A 20962-nucleotide genomic window follows, 5' to 3' on the forward strand; every position below is an offset into this window, starting at 1 on the left:
AAATCTAGATTGGAGCGAGTTTCATGACCACCGTCGCAATCGTCGGAGCAACCGGCCAAGTCGGGCGCGTGATGCGCGAGATCCTGCAGGAGCGCGACTTCCCTGCCGACACCGTGCGCTTCTTCGCGTCGCCGCGCTCTGCGGGCAAGGAGCTGGAATTCCGCGGTGAGACCATCGTGGTCGAAGACCTCACCCAGGTCACTGTCGATTCCGTCAGCGACGTCGACATCGCACTCTTCTCGGCCGGCGGTTCCACCTCGAAAGAATGGGCACCGGTCTTCGCGGAAGCTGGCGCGACGGTCGTGGACAACTCGTCCGCGTGGCGCAAAGACCCCGACGTGCCGCTCATCGTCTCCGAGGTGAACCCGGGCGACGCGAAGAATCTGCCCAAGGGCATCATCGCGAACCCGAACTGCACCACGATGGCGATCATGCCCGTGGCCAAGGCGCTTAGCGACGCCGCTTCGCTCACCACCATGCGCGTCGCCTCCTACCAGGCTGTGTCGGGCTCGGGTCTGGCTGGCGTGGACACCCTAGCGTCGCAGGTAGCAGAGATCGGCGACCAGAATGTGGAACTCACCCACGACGGTTCGGTCCTCGCCCCTGATGAGTTGGGCCCGTACGTGGCGCCCATCGCGTTCAATGCGCTGCCGATGGCCGGCAACTTCGTCGACGACGGCACGCTCGAGACTGACGAAGAGCAGAAGCTGCGCAACGAGTCCCGCAAGATCCTTGGTCTGCCCGAGCTGAAGGTTTCCGGCACCTGCGTCCGCGTCCCGGTCTTCACCGGGCACACCATGGTCGTCCACGCCGAGTTCGAGCGCCCGATCACCCCTTCCGAGGCGGCTGAGGTGCTCGGTAACGCTCCCGGCGTCTCCGTCGTTGACGTTCCGACCCCGCTCATGGCCGCCGGCAAGGACGACTCCTTCGTCGGCCGCATCCGCCAAGACCAGACCGTCGACGGCAACCACGGCCTCATCTTCGTCGTCTCCGGCGACAACCTGCGCAAAGGCGCCGCACTGAACACCATCCAGATCGCGGAACTGCTGGTTTAGCTCTCTTCTGATCCCGCGCTGGTTCCGGCCACGAGGTCACGGCGCGCACGCGCCACCCGTGACCGGATCGTGCCCACGCGGACATTGGCGATCTTCGCCGCCTCCTCGTAGGTGTACCCCAGCACTTGGGTGAGGATCAGAGCTTCGCGGCGCTCGGGCGCCAATGCGTCGAGAAGCTCGCGCGCATCCATTACCTCGGACCACGTGTTCGGGTTGTCCCGGCTCGGCTGCTGCGCCGCAACATCGTCATACTCCGCCGCGGCTTTGCGCGGCCGCGCCATATCGTGCCGGACGGAATCCACCCACGCGCGGCGCGCCAGCGACAGCAACCACGTCCGCGCACTCGACCGCGCCGCGAACCGGGGGAGTGCCCCAAGCACCCGCAAGTACGTCTCCTGCGTCAGGTCATCCGCTTGCTCACGCCCGGCGAGGTGGGCGAGGAGCCGCCACACGTCGTCGTGGGTCAGGCGGATGAACTCGGACAACGCTTCCTTGTCGCCGCGGCCGGCGCGCAACGCCAGATCCGTGACATAAGCGTCGTCCCTTTTATTCACGAGTGCAGACGTTACCAGCAGGAAGAGCCGCAACCAGCAAAGCTGCCAGCACTCTGCTTAGGGGCTGGGGCGCAGGTCAAACTAAGGAATGAGTTAGGGCGAACTTGCTTGAAGCCCTAGTGGGGCGTGCGTAGTGTCGGACTCACCAGTGAATCAACCTGATTTATGGAGGAGGGCCATCTCATGGCTGACAACAATCCCGCAGAAGAAATTGTGAAGAAGGGCGAGCGCGCCGCCGGTAACGGCAAGACCACCCGCCTGGGCGGCCAGCCGGTCGCTTCGGAGAACATCTCCGTTACCGCCGGCCCGCAGGGCCCGAACCTGCTCGACGATATTCACCTCGTCGAAAAGCTTGCTCACTTCAACCGTGAGAATGTCCCGGAGCGCATCCCGCACGCTAAGGGCCACGGAGCATTCGGTGAGCTGCACATCACCGAGGATGTGTCCCAGTACACCAAGGCCAAGCTGTTCCAGAAGGGCACGGTCACCCCGATGGCGGCCCGCTTCTCCACCGTTGCTGGTGAGGCTGGCTCCCCGGACACCTGGCGCGATGTCCACGGCTTCGCGCTGCGTTTCTGGACCGAGGACGGCAACTACGACATCGTCGGCAACAACACCCCGACGTTCTTCCTGCGTGACGCGGTGAAATTCCCGGACTTCATCCACTCGCAGAAGCGCGATCCGCGCACCGGTCTCCGCTCCGACGAGATGCAGTGGGACTTCTGGACCCGCACCCCGGAGTCCGCTCACCAGGTGACCTACCTCCTCGGTGACCGCGGCACCCCGAAGACCTCCCGCCACCAGGACGGCTTCGGTTCCCACACCTTCCAGTGGGTCAACGAAGAGGGCGACGCAGTCTGGATCAAGTACCACTTCAAGACCCGTCAGGGCTGGGAGTGCTTCACCGACGAAGAAGCAGGCAAGATGGCCGGCGACAACGCCGACTACCACCGCCAGGACCTGTTCGAGGCCATCGAGCGCGGCGATTACCCGATCTGGGATGTCAAGGTCCAGATCATGCCGTTCGAGGACGCCGAGAACTACCGCTTCAACCCGTTCGACCTCACCAAGACCTGGTCCCAGAAGGACTACCCGCTTGTCGACGTCGGCTACTTCGTGCTCAACCGCAACCCGAAGAACTTCCACGCTCAGATCGAGCAGCTGGCTCTCGACCCGTCCAACATCGTCCCGGGTGTCGGCCTGTCCCCGGACCGCATGCTGCAGGGCCGCGTGTTCGCCTACGCCGACCAGCACCGCTACCGCATCGGACCGAACTACAAGGACCTGCCGGTCAACCAGCCGATCGCGCCGGTGAACACCTACGCAGAGCGTGGCCCGATGCAGTACTTCTTCAACAACGAGGGTGAGCCGAACTACACCCCGAACAACACCGAGAAGGGTGCTGGCTACCTGGACAACGGTGAGGACTCCTCCTCCAACCACACCACCTATGGCCAGGCACACGACCTGTACGTGAACCCGGACCCGCACGGCACCGACCTCGTCCGCGCTGCATACGTCAAGCACGCCGAGGACGACGACTTCGGCCAGGCAGGTACCCTCTACCGCGAGGTCTTCGACGACGCTGAGCGCGAGCGCTTCATCGACAACGTCACCAACAAGATGCTGCCGATCAAGGACAAGGACGTCGAGGAGCGCACCTTCGCCTACTGGGGCAAGGTCGACGCCGACCTCGAGCCGAAGCTCCGCGAGGTGCTGGCCAAGAAGCGCGAGGACGCTTCCAAGGATTCCGAGTAAGACGACTCCTTCAACGGCTAAAGGATCACGCCGCTAACCGCGGACCCTCCGCCGAAAACCCCGACCACGCTGCCGGATGTGCAGCGGTGGTCGGGGTTTCGTCATGGGGCAGCGGCCCGATAGTCACTGGAACCCCACCCGGGTCCGCAAATGCAGCTACTAGCACGCAGCTAAAGCTTATTTTGGGAGCGCGGACAAAAGGTTGGAGTGTTCTGGGGTGGGAGGGGCCATAATGGCCGCGAGGTTTCCTACCGATATCCGTCAGGCCGCTGTGAAGCGGTTTCGGGACGGTTCTGCTGCCAAAGAGGTCTGCGATTGGGTTGAGCGGCAATGCGGCCGCCGCCCAAGCCCATTGACGGTATGCAAATGGAATGACGACATCCGACGAGGCATCGTCATCGCCGAGGTGCCGCAGACTCATCCGCCTGAGACTGTCGCGCGTGCTGTGGCGTTGCGCATGTCGTCTGAGTGGACATTGCGCGCTATCGAAGCAGAATGCAGCGTGCGTGCAGGGTCGATTCTCAAATGGGTTGATCGCTTCGGCCCGGATCCTGCTGATGCTGCGTCTATGACCTTCGAGCAGGTTTATGAGGCGACAATGGATGCTGTGAGAAAACAGCGCAGAGCAAAACGCGACAAAGAAGCACAATGCTCAAGTGCTCCCAAGCCGGTTCCGCGTCCGGTGGGGCCTGTCGACGAGTGGATCCCAGGACCGGGCCCTGTGCCGGATAAGGATCATCTTCCCGATGACCCGGAAGCGTTGAAACGGCTCCTGCGGCAAGAGCTTGACCGCAACGAAGTCAAAAACGCCGTGATCCAAGCCTTGATGGACACCGGGGAGGCCAGCACGGCGGGAAAAGACCTCGTCCACGACGGTAAAACCGCAGCGGCGGTGCAAGCTGCCGCTGTTAATGCCCTCGTGGACGCTACTGGCATCAGCACCGCCAAAGCATGCAGGCAGGTCGGGATGCCGGAATCGACCTACTACTACCAGCGCCGACGAGCGGCATCGGCCACACAGCGCGCAGCACGCCGCGAGGAGTTGAAGGTTTTGATCACTCAAGCGGTAGAAGAAACCGGTCGCAGCTACGGCTACCGCAGGATCCACCACTGGCTGGCCTGTGCCGGGCACACGGTGTCAGAAAAGATCGTGCGCGCATGCATGACAGAACTTGGGCTGCACCCGCCGGCAAGAACGTTTTCGAAGTACTCGTCCTACACCGGGGAAACAGCTCACCGGCCGGACAATCTCCTTCTCGTTACCGCCGACACAGCAGATAGGGCACGCCAGGTCGCTGTATCGGGTTATTTCACCAGCAATGCCGATCGGTTAGGGCTCACCCACGACTTCCACGCTGACGCCCCGTGGGAAAAGATCGGCACCGACGTGACAGAAATCGCCTGCGCCGACGGCAGGCTCTACGTCTCTGCCGCGATCGACTTCTACGACGGGATGCCCGTGGCAGTGACGATGTCGGATTCACCCAACCACGATCTTGTCGCCGAGATGATCAGCGTTATCGAAGCACAAAAACCTGCCGGTGCCCGGCCGATTATCCATTCCGATCGCGGTGGGTTGTACCGCAGCACGAAATGGGTCGAGATGATCACAGACCCAGCACACGACACAAACGCATGCCCCCAGTGCACCCCAGACGGGCGGTGCGCTCAATCTTGGCGGTATATCCCGTCGTTGTCGCGGCGAGGAAACAGCGGGGACAACGCCCGGGTCGAAGGCTTTTTCGGGACGATGAAACAAGAACGACTCATCGGCCGGCCCCAAACCAAACAGATGACGAAGGCCGAAATGATCGATTACATTAACGACTACATCGACTTCTACATCCACAAACGGTTTAAGTCGACACTCGGTGCGGGCTACACGACAATCGCCCAACACCGACAACTACTAAGCGCGTAACTACGAGAACAAAATCCTCGGAAACACTCCAACAAAACGTCCGCATCCCCTTTCAGGTCTTGAGCTGCGTGCTAGTAGCTGCATCAAGCTCGGAGTGACAGGGTCGGTTACAGCTGCGGCTGAGTCCCCTCGGCGCGGTCCTGACGGTGCTGGCTCGCCTGGTGTTCCCGTCGCTGCATAGCCGCCCAAGGGTCCACGACGGTCACACCGTGGATGGAGCGGCCCATGATGAACGAGCCCACGGAGCCGACGATCCAGACACCGAGGATGGCGATGACGGCGCGGATGAAGTCGCCAGCGACAAAGCCCTCCGTAGCCCAGTCAGCCGTGAGCTTGGCCAGGATGAGCGCTGGGAAGGCGATACACACGAGCGGGCCAATGAGGTTCACCCGGGTCAGTGCGTCCGGGGCGCGGAGCTGGAGGATGAGGGTGGCTACCGTCATGAAGACGGCGAGGAACGCGAAAGCGAGAACGATGATCTGCCAGATAGCCATTAGCGGCGCCCCCTCGAGATGATGCGGGACATGGACAGGGTCGGGATCGCGCCGCAGACCAGCGCGGCGAGGATGGCGATCTCGTACCCGATGAACGTGTCGTGGAACAACGTCCAGATGAAGTAGAGGCACACCATGCTGTAGAAGATGAAGTCTGCCAGCACGGCCCGGGTGAGCTCATCCTTGGTGCGCAGCATGGTCACAAGCCCGATGACCATGCACACGGCGATGATGCCGATGCAGACGGTGAGGATGGTGTTGAACGTCGATTCAAACATGGCGTTTAGTCCCTCTCTTTCGCGGGGCGCTCAGCCCGTTCGGCCGTGGCTCGCCTGGCACTGCGCTCACGGCGTTTACGTGCGCGTCGCTCGCGGCGGGCGCGGTCGGCGGCGTCGACGGGGTCAGCGGCATCGGGGTCAGTGCGGTCGCGCAGGTCCCTGTACGGCTCCCATAGGACCTGAGACGGGTCGAGGGGAGTGTCCTTGACGCGCGGGGCCACGTGCTCCTCCATGTCGGCGAGGCCGGCGACGATGTCCTCCGGGTTGGAGCCGAACGCGGACTGGACCAGCATGACGCGGGGCTTGCCGGGGATGTTGTCGCGGAATCCCATGGCCAGGGTGGACGGGGTTGCGGTGACGGAGGTGGAGAACCAGAAGAGCTCCCATTCGCCGTCGATACGCAGCGGGTAGTAGATGACAATCGGTTCGATGCCTGAGTTCGGCCGGAAGGCGGCGAACGCGGTGGAGAAACCGGCGACGATGATCTCTTTGACTATCCAGAAGAAGTAGCCGATGGCGTGCAGGAATTTCTTCATTACTGGCCCCCTTGCAGGCTAGCGGTGTCCGGCACGCCGATCGGGTCGGGGCCGAGGACGGCGGAGGAGTAGGAGGGGACGTCGAGAAGCGCGTCCACGGATTCCGTCGCGGCGCCCCACAGCGGGCCGGCTGCGAGGAACATGCCGAGCGAGACGAGCATCAAGCTTGCCGACGGCGCCAGCAACCACCAGCGCACCCTTAGGTTCTCCGGGAACCGCTGCATCGGGGCACCCCAGAACACTTCCTTCCACACCCGGAACATGGCCAACATGGCGCCGAAGGAGGCGATGATGATCGCTGCAATGACCACCCAGGAGCGGGCGTCGCCACCGCGGGCGGCGGCGAACACGATGGTCAGCTTGCCCCACAGGCCGGAGAAGGGCGGGAAGCCGACGACGGAGAATGCGCCGGCCGCGAAGGTTGCCGCGGTCCACTTGTCGCGGCTCATCAGGCCCGACAGCTTGCTCAGCGTGCCGGTGCCATAGGTCTCCTCGATGGCGCCGGCGTTGAGCGTGAGCGCACCGATGGTGATCATGTGGTGCAGCGTGTACATGAGGCCGGCGGCGAGCGCGTACCGCGGGTCGTCCTGCGTGAATGCGAGCATGACCAGGATGAACGGCATGCCGTTGACCATCTGGTAGCCGAGCACCTGGCGGATGGTCGATTCCGCGAGGCCCGCGTAGGCGCCGACGAGCATGGACACCACCATCACGCCGATGATCAGCCAATTCCAGCGCGCGTCCATGTCGAAAATGACGACCCAGATGCGGAACAGCATGTACACCGCGACCTTGGTGTGCAGGCCGGAGAACAGCCCCATCACAGCAGCGCTTGTCGACGTATACGTGCGCGGCAACCACGTGTGCAGCGGGAACACAGCGGCCTTGGCGCAGATGGCGGCGACCACAATCGCCATGGCCACCGTGACTGGTCCGTTGCCGGCCGCCGCGCCCTGGAGCGCGCCGATGTTCACTGCGCCGGTGACGGCGTAGACGTAGCCGACACCCATGACCAGGAAGGTCGATGCGGCGAGGTTGACCAGGACGAAGAGGCGCGCCGACTGCAGGCGGTGCCGGGTTCCGGTCATGGCGATCAAGCCGTAGGACGGCAGGAGCATGACCTCGATCATGACGAAGAAGTTGAACAGGTCCGCCGTGAGCAACGCGCCGGAGACACCCGTGAGCAGCACTAGCGTGAGCGGCGTGTAGTAGCGCGCCTGGGTCTCACCCGAGACGATGGCGAACCAGTTGGACACCAGTGCGACCAGCATCGTGGTGATCAGCATGATCGCCGAGAACTGGTCGCCGGCGAACGCGATGCCCGCGCCACCCTGGTAGAGGCCGATGACGTGCGCGATCGTGCCGTGCTCGGCGGTGTAGGCGTACAGCCAGATACCGCCCGCGAGGTTGATCGCGGGGATGATCAGCCCCAGCGCGCTGTTCAGCGCGCGCGAAGGGGACAGTGCCGTTACCGCCGCAACGATGAGCGGCAGGGCGACGAAGACAGGGAGGATAGCGTCGGGAGCCATTAGCCGCGCACCCCCTTGTGGGCTTTGCGGCCGGCGGTGGTGAGCGGGTCCGGGCCTAGCTTGGCGGCTTGCTCAGCATCGAGGATGTTGTCGATGGTGTCGTCATCGCGGCCGAGCGCCGCGAGCAGTAGCAGGATCGTCGTGGTGGCCATCGCGATCACGATGGCGGTGAGCACGAAGGCCTGCGGCAGTGGATCCGCCATGTCTTCCAGCGGGGTCTGCGACGGGAATGCTTCCCCGCGCCAGGCGCCGTTGCCCGACGCGAGAAGAGTCAGGTTGCTGGCGTGGCCCAGCAGCGACATCCCCAGGACGATGCGCACCATGCCGCGCTGCATGATCAGGTACACCGCCCCAGCGATGAGGATGCCGATGGTGGCTGCGTAGATCATTGTGCGCCTCCGTTCTTCACCGAAGTAGCCGAAGAGTCATTGCTGAGTGTGCTGTCAGGTGTGCTCCCGCGCGAGGGCTTTCCGCGGGCACCGGAGATGACTGCACGCGCCAGATCCACCGGCTCGGACGCCGGATTGATCGGTTGTGGGCGCGGGTCCACCCCATACTCGCCGGTCGGGCCCACAGGAACATTCGGCAGCGGGTTCTCCGCACCGCGGTGGTAATCCAACTGCTCGCGGTCCGCACCGGGGCGCAGGTAGCCCCCCATGCCGTTGATAGCCATGGTGAGCATGCCCAGAACAGCGAGGTAAATACCGCCGTCGAAGATGAGCGACGTGGTCAGGTGCTCGCCGGCGATCTCGCCGTGGATGGCGTAGAGGAAGCCGCCCTCGATGAACCCGAGGAAGCCTGCGGAGATGGCCACGATGATGCCGATGCCGGTCAGGTAGATCGGGGTCTTCTCGCCCACAGCGTTCGCGTCGGAGCCCTGCGAGAGGTAGCTGAGCACGAACGCGGTAGCCAGGACCAGAGCGGCGATGAAGCCGCCGCCAGGTGCGGTGTGGCCGCGGAAGAAGATGAGGACGGACAGCACGATGAGCACCGGGACGATCAACTTGGTCACCTTGCGCAGCGGCAGGGTGTTCAGGCGCGATTGGCCGAACGGTGCCGGGCGGGTGCCCTCCTGGAAGTCGTGGCGCGGCACCGAAGCGGTGACAGCGGCGATGACCACAGCGGCCATACCCAGCACGGAGAGCTCGCCGAGGGTATCGAAGCCACGGAACTCCACGATGATCACCGCCACGATATTGTCCGCGCCGGTGGCCAGACCGCCCTCCTCGAGATACCACATGGCCAGGTCGGAGCGTTCGCGGCGGCCCGTCAGGGCGTAGACACCTGCGAAGGCGACGATGCCGGCGATGACCGCGAAGACAGCGGAGAGCACCTTGCGCCGCTGGGACACGTCCGGGAAGAGGCGCGGCTGGTAGCGCAGCACCATCATGATCACCACGACAGTCAGCGCTTCCACGGTGAACTGCGTCAGAGCCACGTCCGGTGCGCCGAGCAGCAGCATCTGCAGGCTCACGCCCACGCCGACGGTGCCCAGCAGCACAGCCGCGGTCATGCGCTTCGAGGTTGCCACCATGCCGATCACAGACACCGCGATGACGGCCAGCGGGATCAGGTCCCAGTAGTTGGTCGGGCCCTCGGTGCGCGGGGCGGGCATGACGCCGTCGACGCCGGTGGTGAGCAGGATCGTCGACAGGCCCAACAGCACCAGAACGCCGATCAGCCACTTGAGGTGGCGCGACGGGTTGTAGGTGTCCGCCATCGCGCCAGCACCGCGGCCGATGCGTGTGGAACCGTCCACGATCATCCGCAGAATCTCGTTGCCGGTGTAGGGGAGAAGTTCCTTGTTCTCCAGCGCCGCGTAGACCGGCTTGCGCACGAAGATGAAGGCGATGCCTGCCACCAAGACCAGGGCAGACACGATGAACGGCCACGTCACGCCGTGCCAGAGGGCCAGGTGCGACTCGAAGGAGTTGTCCCCGGTGATGGAGTGGACGGCGCGGGAGACGGGGGCGTCGACAAGCGGGAGCGCGAAGACGACCGGGACGGACATGAGGCCGGGGATCGCTGCCGGTAGCCACAGCGAGACCGGCGCTTCGTGGACGTCGCTCATGTCGCGCTCGCCGTCGATGAATGCGCCGAAGACGATCTTCGCCGAGTAGACAAATGTCAGGAATGCCGCGATACCAGCGAGAATGAGCAGGACAGCGCCGTACTGCGTGGAGTGGAACGCCTCCAGAATGGATTCCTTGGACACGAAGCCGAACAGCGGCGGAACTGCCGCCATGGACGCAGCCGCGACGACGACCGACGCGAACGTGAACGGCATCTTGTCGTAGATGCGGCCCAGGCGGCGGATGTCGCGGGTGCCTGTCTGGTGGTCGATAACGCCGATGAGCATGAACAACGACGACTTGAACAGAGCGTGCGCGAGCGTGTGCACAAGGGCCGCGGCATAGGCAGCCGGGGTGCCCACACCGATCGCCGCGACGATCCAGCCCAGGTGGGAGACCGTCGAGTACGCGGTGAGGTGCTTCAAGTCGGTCTTAGTGATGGCGAACAGCGCCGACATCAGCGCCGTGCCCAGGCCGAACGTGACCAGGATAAGGTTCCACGTGGGGTTCGCGCCGAAGATCGTGGAGAAGCGCAGCAGCAGGTACACACCGGCCTTGACCACGGCCGCGGCGTGCAGGAACGCGGACACTGGCGTGGCGGCGGCCATTGCCTCGGGCAGCCAGAAGTGGAACGGGAACTGCGCGGCTTTGGTGAAGCCGGAGAACGCCAGCAGCACAGCGACGGTAGTGGTCAGCTGCGGGTTGTCCACCCACACGTCGGAGGACAGGATTCCGTCGAGCTGCGTGGTGCCCGTGTTCACCGCCGCGATCGCCAGCGACGCCAGCAGTGTCAGGCCGCCGAAGAACGTGAGCGCGAGCGTGCGGAACGAGCCCGCCTCGCCAGACGAGCCCGAGCGAGCAATGAGCAGGAACGACGCGATGGACACGAGCTCCCAGCCGATGAAGAGCACCACGACGTCGCTCGCCGTCACCAGCAACAGCACCGATAGCGAGAACGCCGTCATGATGGTGTAGAAGCTCGTGTTGCCGTCGTTTTCATGCAGGTACGCGGCGGAATACAGCATCACCACGCCGCCGATGACCAGCGCGAGCAAGACGAAGAACAGGCTCAGCCCGTCCGCGCGCATTCCGAGCTCGACGACGCTGCCCGGCCCGAGCAGATCGTTCGCCCATGTGATTGAGAACGCTGGCACCGCACCGTCCCGCGCCGCGTTGGCCAGGATGACGGCCGCGGCGAGATACACCGGCCCGATCACCCACCCCGCCCGGCGGTCGACTGCGCGCACCAACACGGGGGATAGCACCACAGTCGCGGCGACTAGCCCGAAGACCAAGAGAAGAGCCATATGTGCTCCAGCCTGTGTAGTGGTTGGCAAACACGTTAAGGGTAACAGCAAATCCGCATTGAGCTCGGCCTGCGGTGTGTCTCATCCACAACATGCGCCACACTCATTACATTGCACGGTATGAAATGGAACGTCCTGATCGCCATGGCCGTCCTCGTCGCCGCAGCATTCGCACCCATGAATCCCGCCGCGACGTGGGTGCCGCGCAACGCGGAGAACACGTCCGGCGCGCCCGCCGTGTATTCCGGGGCCGACAACCTCGGTGACGCCCGACGCGCCGCCGCCGACGCCAGCGCGCAAGCCGGCTTTCTCACCCAGGGCACCGCCAAGCTCAAAGAAGGCACAGAGCAGCTTCGCGACGGCTCCGGCGAACTCATCGACGGCATCGCCTCCGCCAAAGCCGGCGCGGACCAGCTCTCCCAGGGCATGGTCGAACTTCAGGCTGGCACCGGGCAGCTTGCCGACGGCGCCACCCGCCTCGCCGACAACGTCGGCGGCGCCGTCGACCAAGTCATCGGCTTCGATGTCGTGCGCGGTCAGGTTCTCGCCGCCATCGACGACACATTGAACAGCACCCGCGGCAGCAACGACCCCCAGGTCAAGGATCTGCGTGTCCAACTGGAGGGCCTGCGCCGCCAGGTAGACACCGCGGAGCTGCCCGCCGACTGGACCGCCCAGCTCACGGAGCTCAAAGACGGATCCCGCGAGCTGGCCAACCAGCTAGCCACACCCGGCTACGCCTACCACGACGGCATCTACACCGCGACCAACGGCGCCGCAGAGCTGGCCGGGGGACTCGGCGAAATGAACAACCGCGTCGGGGAGGCACAAGACGGCATCAACCAGCTTGTCGACGGCGCCGCCAAGATCGACGAGATGTCCACCACCACCAAAGAACGCATTAACGGTGTCCAGCGTGCTCTCCCAGCTGCAGCTCCGGTGACGGGGACTGCAGGGGCGGGTGCTGGTGAGGCGTCGCAAAGCGGTGCTCCTACGTCGTCCCTCCCGCCGCTCGCCGCGATGCTCGTGAGCGCTCTCGCTGTACTCGGCGGTGTCGCCGCTGCTCTCGCCGCCTACGGCGCGGTTCGCTCGCGGTGGAGCATCATCGGGCTGGGCACGCTGCTCGCGGCTGGCGCGGGCACGATCCTCGTGACCATTCTCGGGACTGGTCTGACCCCTGTTGCTATCGGGATCACCGGACTCGCGCTCGCGCTTGGAACCCTCGCCTCGGCGGGAGTCACCTGGATTCTCCGCGACGCTTTCGGTGAGCTCGGTGGTACCGCCCTTGCCGGCATTTTCGCCCTGGCGCAAACCGGTGTTGTCGGCTGGGTGTGGTCCCGAGCCGCCACCGGCGACGTCGACGGCGTAGTCCGCGCGCTGTCGTCCGCGATGCCGATGCACTGGAGCACCTCTGCTGTCTCCGCCGCCGGCAACAACGGTTCCGTGGTGGCGATGTGGACTGGCATCGGACTGTCCGCGCTACTCGCCCTGATCGGGTTGGTGGGAGCGCTGCGTAACCGGCCCGCCACGTCTTCGGTCTCCTCCCGTGCCTCCTCCGGCTCCACCCCCGCCACCGCTACCGCTCGCGACGATTCCTTCTACGACGAGACCGCTGTTCTAGAAGCCGACGACGAAATCGAACACGTGCGCTAGATCCCGCTCGTTTCCGGCGACCACGGTTCATGCCGTGTTGTAGGCTCCTGCGCTGTTCCCCGAAAGCTGTTCCATGAAAACGGTGGAGCGCCCACAACTGAACAAAGGAGCAACGCCTATGAACGCACTCAACGCCCGACTCATCCTTGCGCGTGAAGGTCGCCCGTTCACCGCCGACGTGCTCGGGCCTGTCAACGGCTACCGGCACTCGCCGAACTCCGTGCGCCGCTGCTCGAAGTGCTACGACGAGATCATCCTCCACGGCCGGCTGGGGTGGCTGCACTGCGAGTCCCTGGAGCACGACTGCCTGGACGCGGAGAACGTGGCCACCTGCGCGCGCTAGGACAGGAATGAAAAATGGGGCCGCCCTCGCTGGAGGGCGGCCCCATATCTATTTGGTCGGGATAACAGGATTTGAACCTGCGACCTCTTCGTCCCGAACGAAGCGCGCTACCAAGCTGCGCCATATCCCGGTTTATGCCGATCAATCACTTGATCAGTACCCGGGATACTTTAGTCCACCACTCGGTTAGCGCCAAAACGCCTGTTCGGCGGGGCTGCGTCCAGATGATTTCAGTGGCTCATTGGTCGCGCGGTCAGGGCCGTGCGGTGAGGGTGAGCAGCGCCGCGGAGGGGCGGCAGAAGATCCGGACCGGCGCGAATTTCGAGGTGCCCAGGCCGTTGGACACTTCGAGCCACATGTCGCCGTAGCGGTGCAAGCCGGAGGCGCGCTCGCGGTCGATGTCGGCGTTGGTGACGATGGCCCGCTCACCAGGCAGGCAGATCTGCCCGCCGTGGGTGTGGCCGGCCAAAGTCAGGGCGTAACCGTCGGCTTCAAAGCGGTCGAGGACGCGCCGGTAAGGGGCGTGGGTGACACCGATAGCAAGGTCGGCATCTGGGTTAGGGGCGCCGGCGACGGCGTCGTAATCGTCGAGGTCGTGGTGCGGGTCGTCGGTGCCGGTCACAGCCAGCTTCAGCCCGCCCGCTTTGAACTCGAGCCGCTGGTGGGTGGCATCGCGCCAGCCGCGTTCGATGAAGGCTGCGCGCATGCCTTTCCACGGCAGATCGACGTAGCTGGGTTCGCGTTTCTGGTCGAGCAGGTACTTCACTGGGTTGACCATTCGCGGTGCCCAGTAGTCGTTGGTGCCGAAGACAAACACGCCCGGACGGTTCAGCAGCGGCCCCAGTGCAGCCAAGACATCGGGAACGGCGCGCTCGTCGGAGAGGTTGTCGCCGGTGTTGACCACGAGGTCGGGGTTCAAGGCGTCGAGAGCTGAGACCCACGCGATTTTGGTGTCTTGCCCGGGGATCATGTGCAGGTCGGAGACGTGCAGGATGCTGAATGGGTCGGACCCGGCTGGCAGGATTGGTAGGTCGTAGCTCTTAAGCCGGAACTTGTTCAGCTCGCTGACGCCGTGCGCGAACGTCGCAGCCCCGAGTGCCGCACCGGCCGCGGCAGTAACACCGGCGCGCCGCAGGATTCGCGATCCGCGGGTCAAGTCTCGTTGTGTCGTCATTTCTCCGAGGGTACCGCCACCCGCGCTACGCTCGTTGCCATGAGTGATGTGAAGAATCAGATCCGCGCCGACCTGAAAGAGGCGATGAAGGCGAAGGAGAAGGAGCGCACCGGTGCGATCCGTATGCTGCTCGCGGCGATCCAGACAGAGGAGACCGAGGGCACGAAGCACGAGTTGACGGACGAGGAGGTGCTGAAGGTCGTCGCCCGCGAGATCAAGAAGCGCCGCGAGTCCGCCGAGGTTTACGCGGAGAACGGCCGCCAGGAGCTCGCCGACGCGGAGCTCGCCGAAGTGGCCGTCCTCGAGGCATACCAGCCGAAACAGCTTGATGACGCCGAACTTGCCCAGCTTATCGACGCCACCATCTCCCAAACCGGCGCCACCTCCATGAAAGACATGGGACAGGTGATGAAGGCCGCCACCGAGAAGGCTGCCGGTCGTGCCGACGGCAAGCGTTTGTCCGCTGCTGTCAGGGAGCGCCTCGGCCAGTAATGCGCTTCGGCCAGTAATGCGCTTCGGTCAGCAGTCAGCTGGACGAGTAGAGCTGGCGGCTGACCGCACTGCAATACCCCGCGACGCCTCCCATCATGTCGCCCTGAGGCGCCGCACCGCGCCGGGGCACACCGTCCTAACTCGTCGCGGTGCGGTGCCTAGCTTGTGGTGGCTAGTTCACCGCACCGCGACTGATGAGGCGTCAGCGGAACAGGTTCGCCAGTTCGTCGGCGAGCTGCCCCAGATCGCGCTCGGCGGTGGAGGGTTCTTCCGGTACGTACTCTTGGCGGGAGGGGGAGGGGGAAGGGGTTGTGGGGCGCGTCGATAAGCGTGCGTCCGAGCCGTCGGAAACGACGATCGTGATCGTGGAATCGGGACCGGCGTCCTCCGCGTAACGGGTGTCCACGACCTCGTCCTTCGGTGCGCCCTTTCCGGAGCTCAATGACTCGCGGACCCGGAAACCGGCTTCTTCGAGCGTCGCGCGCGCGTCGTCTTTGTCCATGCCTACGACGCGTTTAAGCAGCTCGTCGCGCGCCTTCGGGTCGAACAAAGCACTTGGCGCAGGAAGTCCGGCGTCCGCGGCGCCCGGCATCCTCGACGCCATGCGGAACCACGACTCCGCCGCCTCTTGCCCGCCGAAGAGCGACCCCTCCGCGCACTGGCGTACCGGACCCGTGCACAGCGGGGAAGTCTGCGTGCCGTCGTTATAAATGTATGTCGCCGCTGCGAATTTCCTGTTGAAGCCGAGGAACGCGGAGGACTGGTGCGATTCCGTCGTGCCTGTCTTCGCGGCAACAGCTCCGTTCCACCCCGCGGATTTCGCCGCCTTCTTCGCGGTGCCCGAAACTGCATCCTCCGCCATTCCGCCCGCGAGACCGGCGGCGAGTTCCGGTTCGACAGCTTGCTCGCACTCCGGGCGGTCGAGAGCGACCTCGTCGCCGTAGCGGTCGACGATGCTCTTGATCGGGTTCGGCTCGCACCACATGCCGTCGGAAGCGAGCGTCGCGGCGACGTTGGACAGCTCCAGCGGGTTCACCGCTGTCGGGCCGAGCGTGAACGAGCCCAGGTTGTGCTGGCGGAAGTAGTCGGCGACGGAATTATTCTCGTCGAACGTGCCCTGGTCCTCGTAGGACCGCAGGCCTAACCGCACAGCCATATCGACGGTCTGTTCCACGCCGACATTCTCGATCAGCTTCACAAACGGCGTGTTCGGCGACTTGGCCAACGCGTCCCGCAGCGTCATCTCGCCGGAGAACTTGCCTGCGTTTTCCACGCAGTACGCCCCGGGCGGGCAGCCCTTCGCGCCGCCTTCGCCCATTCCGTAGACAACTGCTCGGTCCGGCACTTGGAGTTTCGACTCCAAGTTGTAGCCGTTCTCGAGAGCTGCCGCCGCCGTGAAGATCTTGAACACCGACCCCGCACCGTTGCCCACCATCGACGAAGCCTGCGGTAGGACCGTCTGACTTTCATCCTGGTCGAGGCCGTAATCGCGCGAGGAAGTCATGGCCAAAATGTCGTGGCTGTCCTTCCCCGGCTCGATCACGTTGATTACCTCTGCGACACCTGGCTGCCCCTTGTTGACTGCACTCGTCGCCGCGTCGTGGGCGATGGCTTGCACCTCGGGGTCCAGCGTTGTCGTGATGGTGTAGCCGCCGCGCTCCACCTCTTCGGTGCTCAAGCCTTTGTCTGCGAGGTATTTCAGGGCGTAGTCGCAGAGAAAACCCGAATTGCCCGCGGTGATGCAGCCACGGGGAAGCAGTGAGGGCTCGTCGAGGACACCCAGCGGCTGCCCCGCGTAACGGTCGGCATCTGCCTGGCTGAGATATCCCGATGACACCATCGCTTGGAGCACCATGTTGCGGCGCTCTTTCGCTCCATCCGGGTTGGTGTACGGGTTCAGGAATTCCGATGATTGCAGCATTCCGACGAGCAGCGCCGACTGGGGGACCGTCAACTTTGAAGCTGATGTGTCGAAATAGGTGCGGGCAGCCGCTTCGATTCCGTACGCGTGGTTGCCGAAGGAGACGAGGTTCAAATACCGCGCCAGGATCTCCTCCTTGGACAGCTGCTTGTCCAGGTCGGAGGCCATGCGCATCTCGCGCAGTTTGCGAGGGATCGACTGCTCGACGGCCGCCGACTGTTCCTCAGTCGTATCAGCGTTGACCAAGAGCAGGTAATTCTTCACGTACTGCTGGTCGATCGTCGATGCGCCTTCTTCCACGCCGCCAGCAAGAATGTTGGTCACCATTGCGCGCGCGAAGCCTTGCATATCGACGCCGTCGTGCTCGTAGAACCTCCGGTCCTCGATTGCCACCAGAGCGTCCTTGGCGGACTGGGCAATCTCGTCCGCTGGGACTTCGTACCGCCGCTGCGCGTAAATCCAGGCCATCGGGTCGCCGTTGGTGTCGGTGATCGTGGTGACACCGGGGGCGGCCCCGTCAGTCAGGTCTGCCAGGTTGGACTGCATCGTGTTATCCACGCGAGTCACCGCAGCCCCGCCGATGCCCGCTGCGGGCGCGAGGCACACAGCCATGCCGACACCCGCCGCCACCAGGCCGGCGAGCAGTTTTCCTAGGGAATTTAGCGCAGACACCTCTCTTACACTACGGGCTAAGTTCCGTCAGCGGAATCAGCACCTACCCCCACGCGTGTGATCTATTCGACAATCTCGCTTGTGCGTGAATACACTTACATAGCGACGGCTCGGTGAAGAAGATCCAGCCTCGATGCCTTAGTGAAATCGCCCCGGAAGGAGACTGTGGTGACCGCTACTATCAGCAACCGCGCACTGGAAAACGTCAACCAAGCCCTACGGACGGGGCAGCCGGTACGACAGCGCGGCACCGCAGACTGCAGTAACTCCGCTCGATCCTTCGAGCGCGGCGAATGGGTCACCATGGCTGTGTGCCGCTCCGGCGACCCTGACGCGCTGTTCGTCCGGGGTGCCGAACAGCGCAAAGCCGCGGCCATCTGCCGCAGTTGCCCAGTTCAAATGGAATGCCGTGCCGATGCCTTGGACAACAAGGTCGAATTCGGTGTCTGGGGCGGGTTGACCGAGCGGCAGCGCCGCGCAGTCCTGCGCAAGAACCCGAACGTGACTGACTGGGCCGCGCACCTGGCTGCCGGCAAAGAAATCGTCGGCCTGTAACTGCCACTGCCTTTGACCGCCCCGGCCTCCAGCTGGTGTTGCCGTCGGTGTCGGTAGTGGCTCGGCGTGCGGAGCGGGACCGTCACCACCCGCACGACCTGTAGGGTGGTGCCATGAAGAAATGGGAATACGCCACCGTTCCGCTGCTAACGCACGCCACGAAGCAAATTCTGGATACCTGGGGTGAAGACGGCTGGGAGCTCGTCGCTGTGACCCCGGGCCCGAACCCGGAGAACGTCGTCGCCTACATGAAGCGGGAACTCTAATGGCCGGCGACAGCAGCACCGCAGCCAACGCCAGCATCAACGCATCGGGCGCCGCTATCAAAGCGCGGCTCACTGAACTTGGGATCGAGTTGCCGCAGGTTGCAGCTCCCGTCGCTGCGTACGTCCCAGCAGCTCGGGTGGGAAATCAGGTGTGGACGTCAGGGCAGCTCCCCTTCGTCGACGGTGAACTACCCGCGACGGGCAAGGTCGGTGCGGAGGTCTCCGCTGAGGACGCGTACGGATACGCCCGCACCGCAGTCCTGAATGCGCTGGCTGCCGTGGATTCGGTCGTGGACCTCGATAGGGTCACGCGAGTGGTCAAAGTCGTGGGCTATGTCGCGTCGGCCGGGGATTTCACGGGTCAACCGGGCGTCGTCAATGGCGCTTCTGAACTCGTCGGCGAAATCTTCGGTGAGGCGGGCGCCCACGTCCGCAGTGCTGTTGGTGTCGCGGTCCTCCCGCTCGACGCCCCGGTAGAGGTCGAGCTCATCGTCGAAGTTTCCGACGCGAGCTAGCCCACACCAACCTTCAAGAAATGGCTGTAAGGCGATCAATGACGGTAGGGTTGGGGGCATGCAGCATCCTGCCTACAGCCAACTGCGTCCTGTAACCCCCTCCGCCGCCGTCGTTCTGGCGCCGAACCCGAGCTATGCCGCGCTGGAGGGTACGAACTCCTGGGTGATCCGCGACCCGGAGGACGAATTCAGCATCGTCATCGACCCGGGCCCGGAGGATGAAGGCCACCTCAACGTTCTGCAATCCTCCGCGAACAAGGTCGCGCTCGTGCTGTTGACGCACCGCCACCACGACCACGCCGACGGCGCGCAGCGTTTCCGCCAGCTCACTGGTGCGCCGGTGCGCGCGTTCGACGAGCGTTACTGCATTGGTGGCGAGCCGCTTGAGGACGGCGAGATCATCAGCATCGACGGCGTGACTCCCCGCATCAAGGTCGTGCACACCCCAGGCCACACCGGCGACTCCGTGTGCTTCTACATTTACCCGGGTGACCCGGAGTCGACGGAGCTTGAGGGCATCGCCACCGGCGACACGATCGCAGGTCGCCACACCACCATGATTTCCGAGACGGACGGCGACCTCGGCGCGTACCTCGAATCCCTGGCCAAGCTCGAGGAAGAGGGTGCAGGCATCACGTTGCTTCCCGGCCACGGCCCGGAGGGCGACGACCTCGCGGAATTCGCCCGCAAGTACATTGACCGCCGCAACTACCGCCTCGACCAGATTCGCAAGGTGCGCGAGGAGCACGGCACGGACCTGAGCATCAACGAGCTCGTGGACGCGATGTACGACGACGTCGATCCCGTCCTCCGCGGCGCCGCCGAGCAGTCCACCCGCGTCGCGCTGCGGTACCTCGACAGCAAGAACTAAGCGCACCCCGCTTATCGACGTTCCCCCTGCCCCATGTGCAGGGGCCCTCGCCGCCTGCATCGAGGTACTCCCTTCTCGGCTGCGCCTTTTGTCGTTTACCCCTCTTTTCTGCTCACTTGAGGGTCGGGTGTTGTCTAGTCGGTTCTTCCGGGCACACTGAACCGGCCGTGGGGCGTGTTTCGCCCCCGGCTGGTCCAGTTGTTAGCGTTTTCCCGCTCCGTCTCCTCGACCCAATAGTTTCGGCTGGTCCCCGCCCCTTAGTTCAGCTGGCCCACTGGTCGCTGGTCTTTGTGGCCCGGCGTTATTCCCGTTGTTTTCCGAACAACAGGTGCATCGCGCCGTATTGGTGGGTGGTGTTCGCCGCCGGTCTTCCCCTGGGGGATACCCATACCGGGGTCCCTGCTCTGATCTCGATGCGTCCCCGGTGGTGGCGGGTGGGGTCATCATCGTTGGTGCGGTTGTGGTACCTGCACACCACCGCCAGGTTGTTCATGTTGGTCTGTCCGCCGCGTGACCACGCGGTGACATGATGCACCTCGCAGTTATCCGCGGCATGCCGGCACCCCGGCACCGGGCATGTTGTGAGTGTCGCTCTCGCCAGATCACGCTGCTTGGTGTTGGCGAAACGTTTCGTGTCGTACAGGTTCACCGCACCCGCCTGCGGATGGAAGATCGCCACTTCCAGATCCTCACCATGGAACCGGGCCAAATACTCCGCACCTGTCATGGTGGTGCCGTCAGATAGTCCCAGGATGGTGTCGTTGCCCTCACCCCGCAGGATCTTGGTGTGCTCCTCAAGCAGGACCACCACAAGCGGGCGGGGCACAGCATCAGCCACACCACCCTCACCACGCAGAATGTCGGTCAGTGCTTCATACATTTGCGGGCCCGCAGGACGACCCGGATCCAGATTCCGGCGCAAGGCGTACTCCAAGGCGGCGATGAAACTATCGTCACCCGTGGCGGTAAAGGAACGTTTCCCCTTCTTCGATGTAC

At 64.2% G+C, this 20962-nt stretch carries 20 protein-coding genes and 1 tRNA gene; 10 read left to right on the plus strand and 11 right to left on the minus strand.

Annotated elements, in window-relative coordinates:
* Nucleotides 1-23 precede the first annotated feature (23 nt).
* The gene (locus tag CZ338_RS03885; protein ID WP_087116992.1) at nt 24-1055 is read left to right on the plus strand and encodes an aspartate-semialdehyde dehydrogenase; all 1032 of its coding nucleotides are present in this window, start codon (nt 24-26) and stop codon (nt 1053-1055) included.
* Here CZ338_RS03885 and CZ338_RS03890 read toward each other — a convergent pair.
* The gene (locus tag CZ338_RS03890; protein ID WP_087116993.1) at nt 1052-1609 is read right to left on the minus strand and encodes an RNA polymerase sigma factor; all 558 of its coding nucleotides are present in this window, start codon (nt 1607-1609) and stop codon (nt 1052-1054) included. The genes CZ338_RS03885 and CZ338_RS03890 overlap by 4 nt on opposite strands.
* A gap of 183 nt (nt 1610-1792) precedes the next feature.
* On the opposite strand from CZ338_RS03890, the gene CZ338_RS03895 reads away from it, so the two are divergent.
* Together CZ338_RS03895 and CZ338_RS03900 are read left to right on the plus strand one after the other, a co-directional pair.
* Nucleotides 1793-3367 carry a catalase gene (locus CZ338_RS03895; protein WP_087116994.1) on the plus strand — a complete coding sequence of 525 codons (1575 nt, stop codon included), beginning with the start codon at nt 1793-1795 and terminating at the stop codon, nt 3365-3367.
* Between the two features lie 232 nt (nt 3368-3599).
* Complete coding sequence (locus tag CZ338_RS03900) at nt 3600-5288, plus strand: IS3 family transposase (protein WP_143341249.1); 1689 nt, start codon at nt 3600-3602, stop codon at nt 5286-5288.
* A gap of 107 nt (nt 5289-5395) precedes the next feature.
* Here the strand turns inward: CZ338_RS03900 and CZ338_RS03905 are convergent, their stop codons facing one another.
* Genes CZ338_RS03905 through CZ338_RS03930 form a run of 6 tightly spaced genes read right to left on the minus strand, consistent with a single transcriptional unit; the run spans nt 5396 to nt 11504 of the window.
* Nucleotides 5396-5782 (minus strand): Na+/H+ antiporter subunit G, encoded by a 387-nt coding sequence (locus tag CZ338_RS03905; RefSeq protein WP_087116996.1) that lies wholly within the window; start codon nt 5780-5782, stop codon nt 5396-5398.
* A complete protein-coding gene (locus CZ338_RS03910; protein WP_087116997.1) occupies nt 5782-6060 on the minus strand; it encodes a cation:proton antiporter in 279 nt (92 codons plus the stop codon). The genes CZ338_RS03905 and CZ338_RS03910 overlap by 1 nt, the downstream gene beginning before the upstream one ends.
* A 5-nt stretch (nt 6061-6065) precedes the next feature.
* Nucleotides 6066-6596 (minus strand): monovalent cation/H+ antiporter subunit E, encoded by a 531-nt coding sequence (locus tag CZ338_RS03915; protein ID WP_087116998.1) that lies wholly within the window; start codon nt 6594-6596, stop codon nt 6066-6068.
* Nucleotides 6596-8125: a monovalent cation/H+ antiporter subunit D family protein gene (locus CZ338_RS03920; protein WP_087116999.1), complete on the minus strand. Its 1530-nt coding sequence runs from the start codon at nt 8123-8125 to the stop codon at nt 6596-6598. Before CZ338_RS03920 ends, CZ338_RS03915 begins: the two co-directional genes overlap by 1 nt.
* The gene (locus tag CZ338_RS03925) at nt 8125-8514 is read right to left on the minus strand and encodes a cation:proton antiporter subunit C (RefSeq protein ID WP_087117000.1); all 390 of its coding nucleotides are present in this window, start codon (nt 8512-8514) and stop codon (nt 8125-8127) included. The genes CZ338_RS03920 and CZ338_RS03925 overlap by 1 nt, the downstream gene beginning before the upstream one ends.
* Complete coding sequence (locus CZ338_RS03930) at nt 8511-11504, minus strand: DUF4040 family protein (RefSeq protein ID WP_087117001.1); 2994 nt, start codon at nt 11502-11504, stop codon at nt 8511-8513. The genes CZ338_RS03925 and CZ338_RS03930 overlap by 4 nt, the downstream gene beginning before the upstream one ends.
* Nucleotides 11505-11624: 120 nt before the next feature.
* Between CZ338_RS03930 and CZ338_RS03935 the strand changes: the two genes are divergently transcribed.
* Complete coding sequence (locus tag CZ338_RS03935; RefSeq protein WP_087117002.1) at nt 11625-13157, plus strand: hypothetical protein; 1533 nt, start codon at nt 11625-11627, stop codon at nt 13155-13157.
* 118 nt (nt 13158-13275) lie between these two features.
* On the plus strand, nt 13276-13500 hold the full coding sequence (locus CZ338_RS03940; protein ID WP_087117003.1) for a hypothetical protein: 225 nt from the start codon (nt 13276-13278) through the stop codon (nt 13498-13500).
* A gap of 53 nt (nt 13501-13553) precedes the next feature.
* Here the strand turns inward: CZ338_RS03940 and CZ338_RS03945 are convergent.
* Together CZ338_RS03945 and CZ338_RS03950 are read right to left on the minus strand one after the other, a co-directional pair.
* Nucleotides 13554-13630: transfer RNA gene (locus CZ338_RS03945), tRNA-Pro, on the minus strand.
* A gap of 123 nt (nt 13631-13753) precedes the next feature.
* Entirely contained in the window at nt 13754-14674 is a 921-nt protein-coding gene (locus CZ338_RS03950) for a metallophosphoesterase (protein WP_087117004.1), read from the minus strand.
* A gap of 39 nt (nt 14675-14713) precedes the next feature.
* Here CZ338_RS03950 and CZ338_RS03955 point away from each other — a divergent pair, with 39 nt between their 5' ends.
* Nucleotides 14714-15166 (plus strand): GatB/YqeY domain-containing protein, encoded by a 453-nt coding sequence (locus CZ338_RS03955; protein WP_087117005.1) that lies wholly within the window; start codon nt 14714-14716, stop codon nt 15164-15166.
* A 202-nt stretch (nt 15167-15368) separates the two neighbouring features.
* On the opposite strand, the gene CZ338_RS03960 is transcribed toward CZ338_RS03955, so the two are convergent.
* Nucleotides 15369-17759, minus strand: coding sequence for a transglycosylase domain-containing protein (locus CZ338_RS03960; protein WP_087117006.1), 2391 nt, complete (start codon nt 17757-17759; stop codon nt 15369-15371).
* Nucleotides 17760-18062: 303 nt separating this feature from the next.
* Here CZ338_RS03960 and CZ338_RS03965 point away from each other — a divergent pair, with 303 nt between their 5' ends.
* The 4 genes from CZ338_RS03965 to CZ338_RS03980 all read left to right on the plus strand — a co-directional run bounded on the left by CZ338_RS03965 (nt 18063) and on the right by CZ338_RS03980 (nt 19966).
* Nucleotides 18063-18314, plus strand: a complete 252-nt coding sequence (locus tag CZ338_RS03965) for a WhiB family transcriptional regulator (protein WP_235839457.1) — start codon at nt 18063-18065, stop codon at nt 18312-18314.
* Nucleotides 18315-18427: 113 nt separating this feature from the next.
* Nucleotides 18428-18580: a DUF4177 domain-containing protein gene (locus CZ338_RS03970; protein WP_087117007.1), complete on the plus strand. Its 153-nt coding sequence runs from the start codon at nt 18428-18430 to the stop codon at nt 18578-18580.
* Entirely contained in the window at nt 18580-19095 is a 516-nt protein-coding gene (locus CZ338_RS03975) for a RidA family protein (protein WP_087117008.1), read from the plus strand. Before CZ338_RS03970 ends, CZ338_RS03975 begins: the two co-directional genes overlap by 1 nt.
* A gap of 58 nt (nt 19096-19153) precedes the next feature.
* Nucleotides 19154-19966 (plus strand): MBL fold metallo-hydrolase, encoded by an 813-nt coding sequence (locus CZ338_RS03980; RefSeq protein ID WP_087117009.1) that lies wholly within the window; start codon nt 19154-19156, stop codon nt 19964-19966.
* 301 nt (nt 19967-20267) lie between these two features.
* Here the strand turns inward: CZ338_RS03980 and CZ338_RS03985 are convergent, their stop codons facing one another.
* Nucleotides 20268-20888 (minus strand): HNH endonuclease signature motif containing protein, encoded by a 621-nt coding sequence (locus CZ338_RS03985; protein ID WP_143341250.1) that lies wholly within the window; start codon nt 20886-20888, stop codon nt 20268-20270.
* Nucleotides 20889-20962: the final 74 nt, after the last annotated feature.

Origin of the sequence: Corynebacterium urinipleomorphum (genome assembly GCF_900155535.1) — a bacterium.
GTDB classification, from domain to species: Bacteria; Actinomycetota; Actinomycetes; order Mycobacteriales; family Mycobacteriaceae; genus Corynebacterium; species Corynebacterium urinipleomorphum.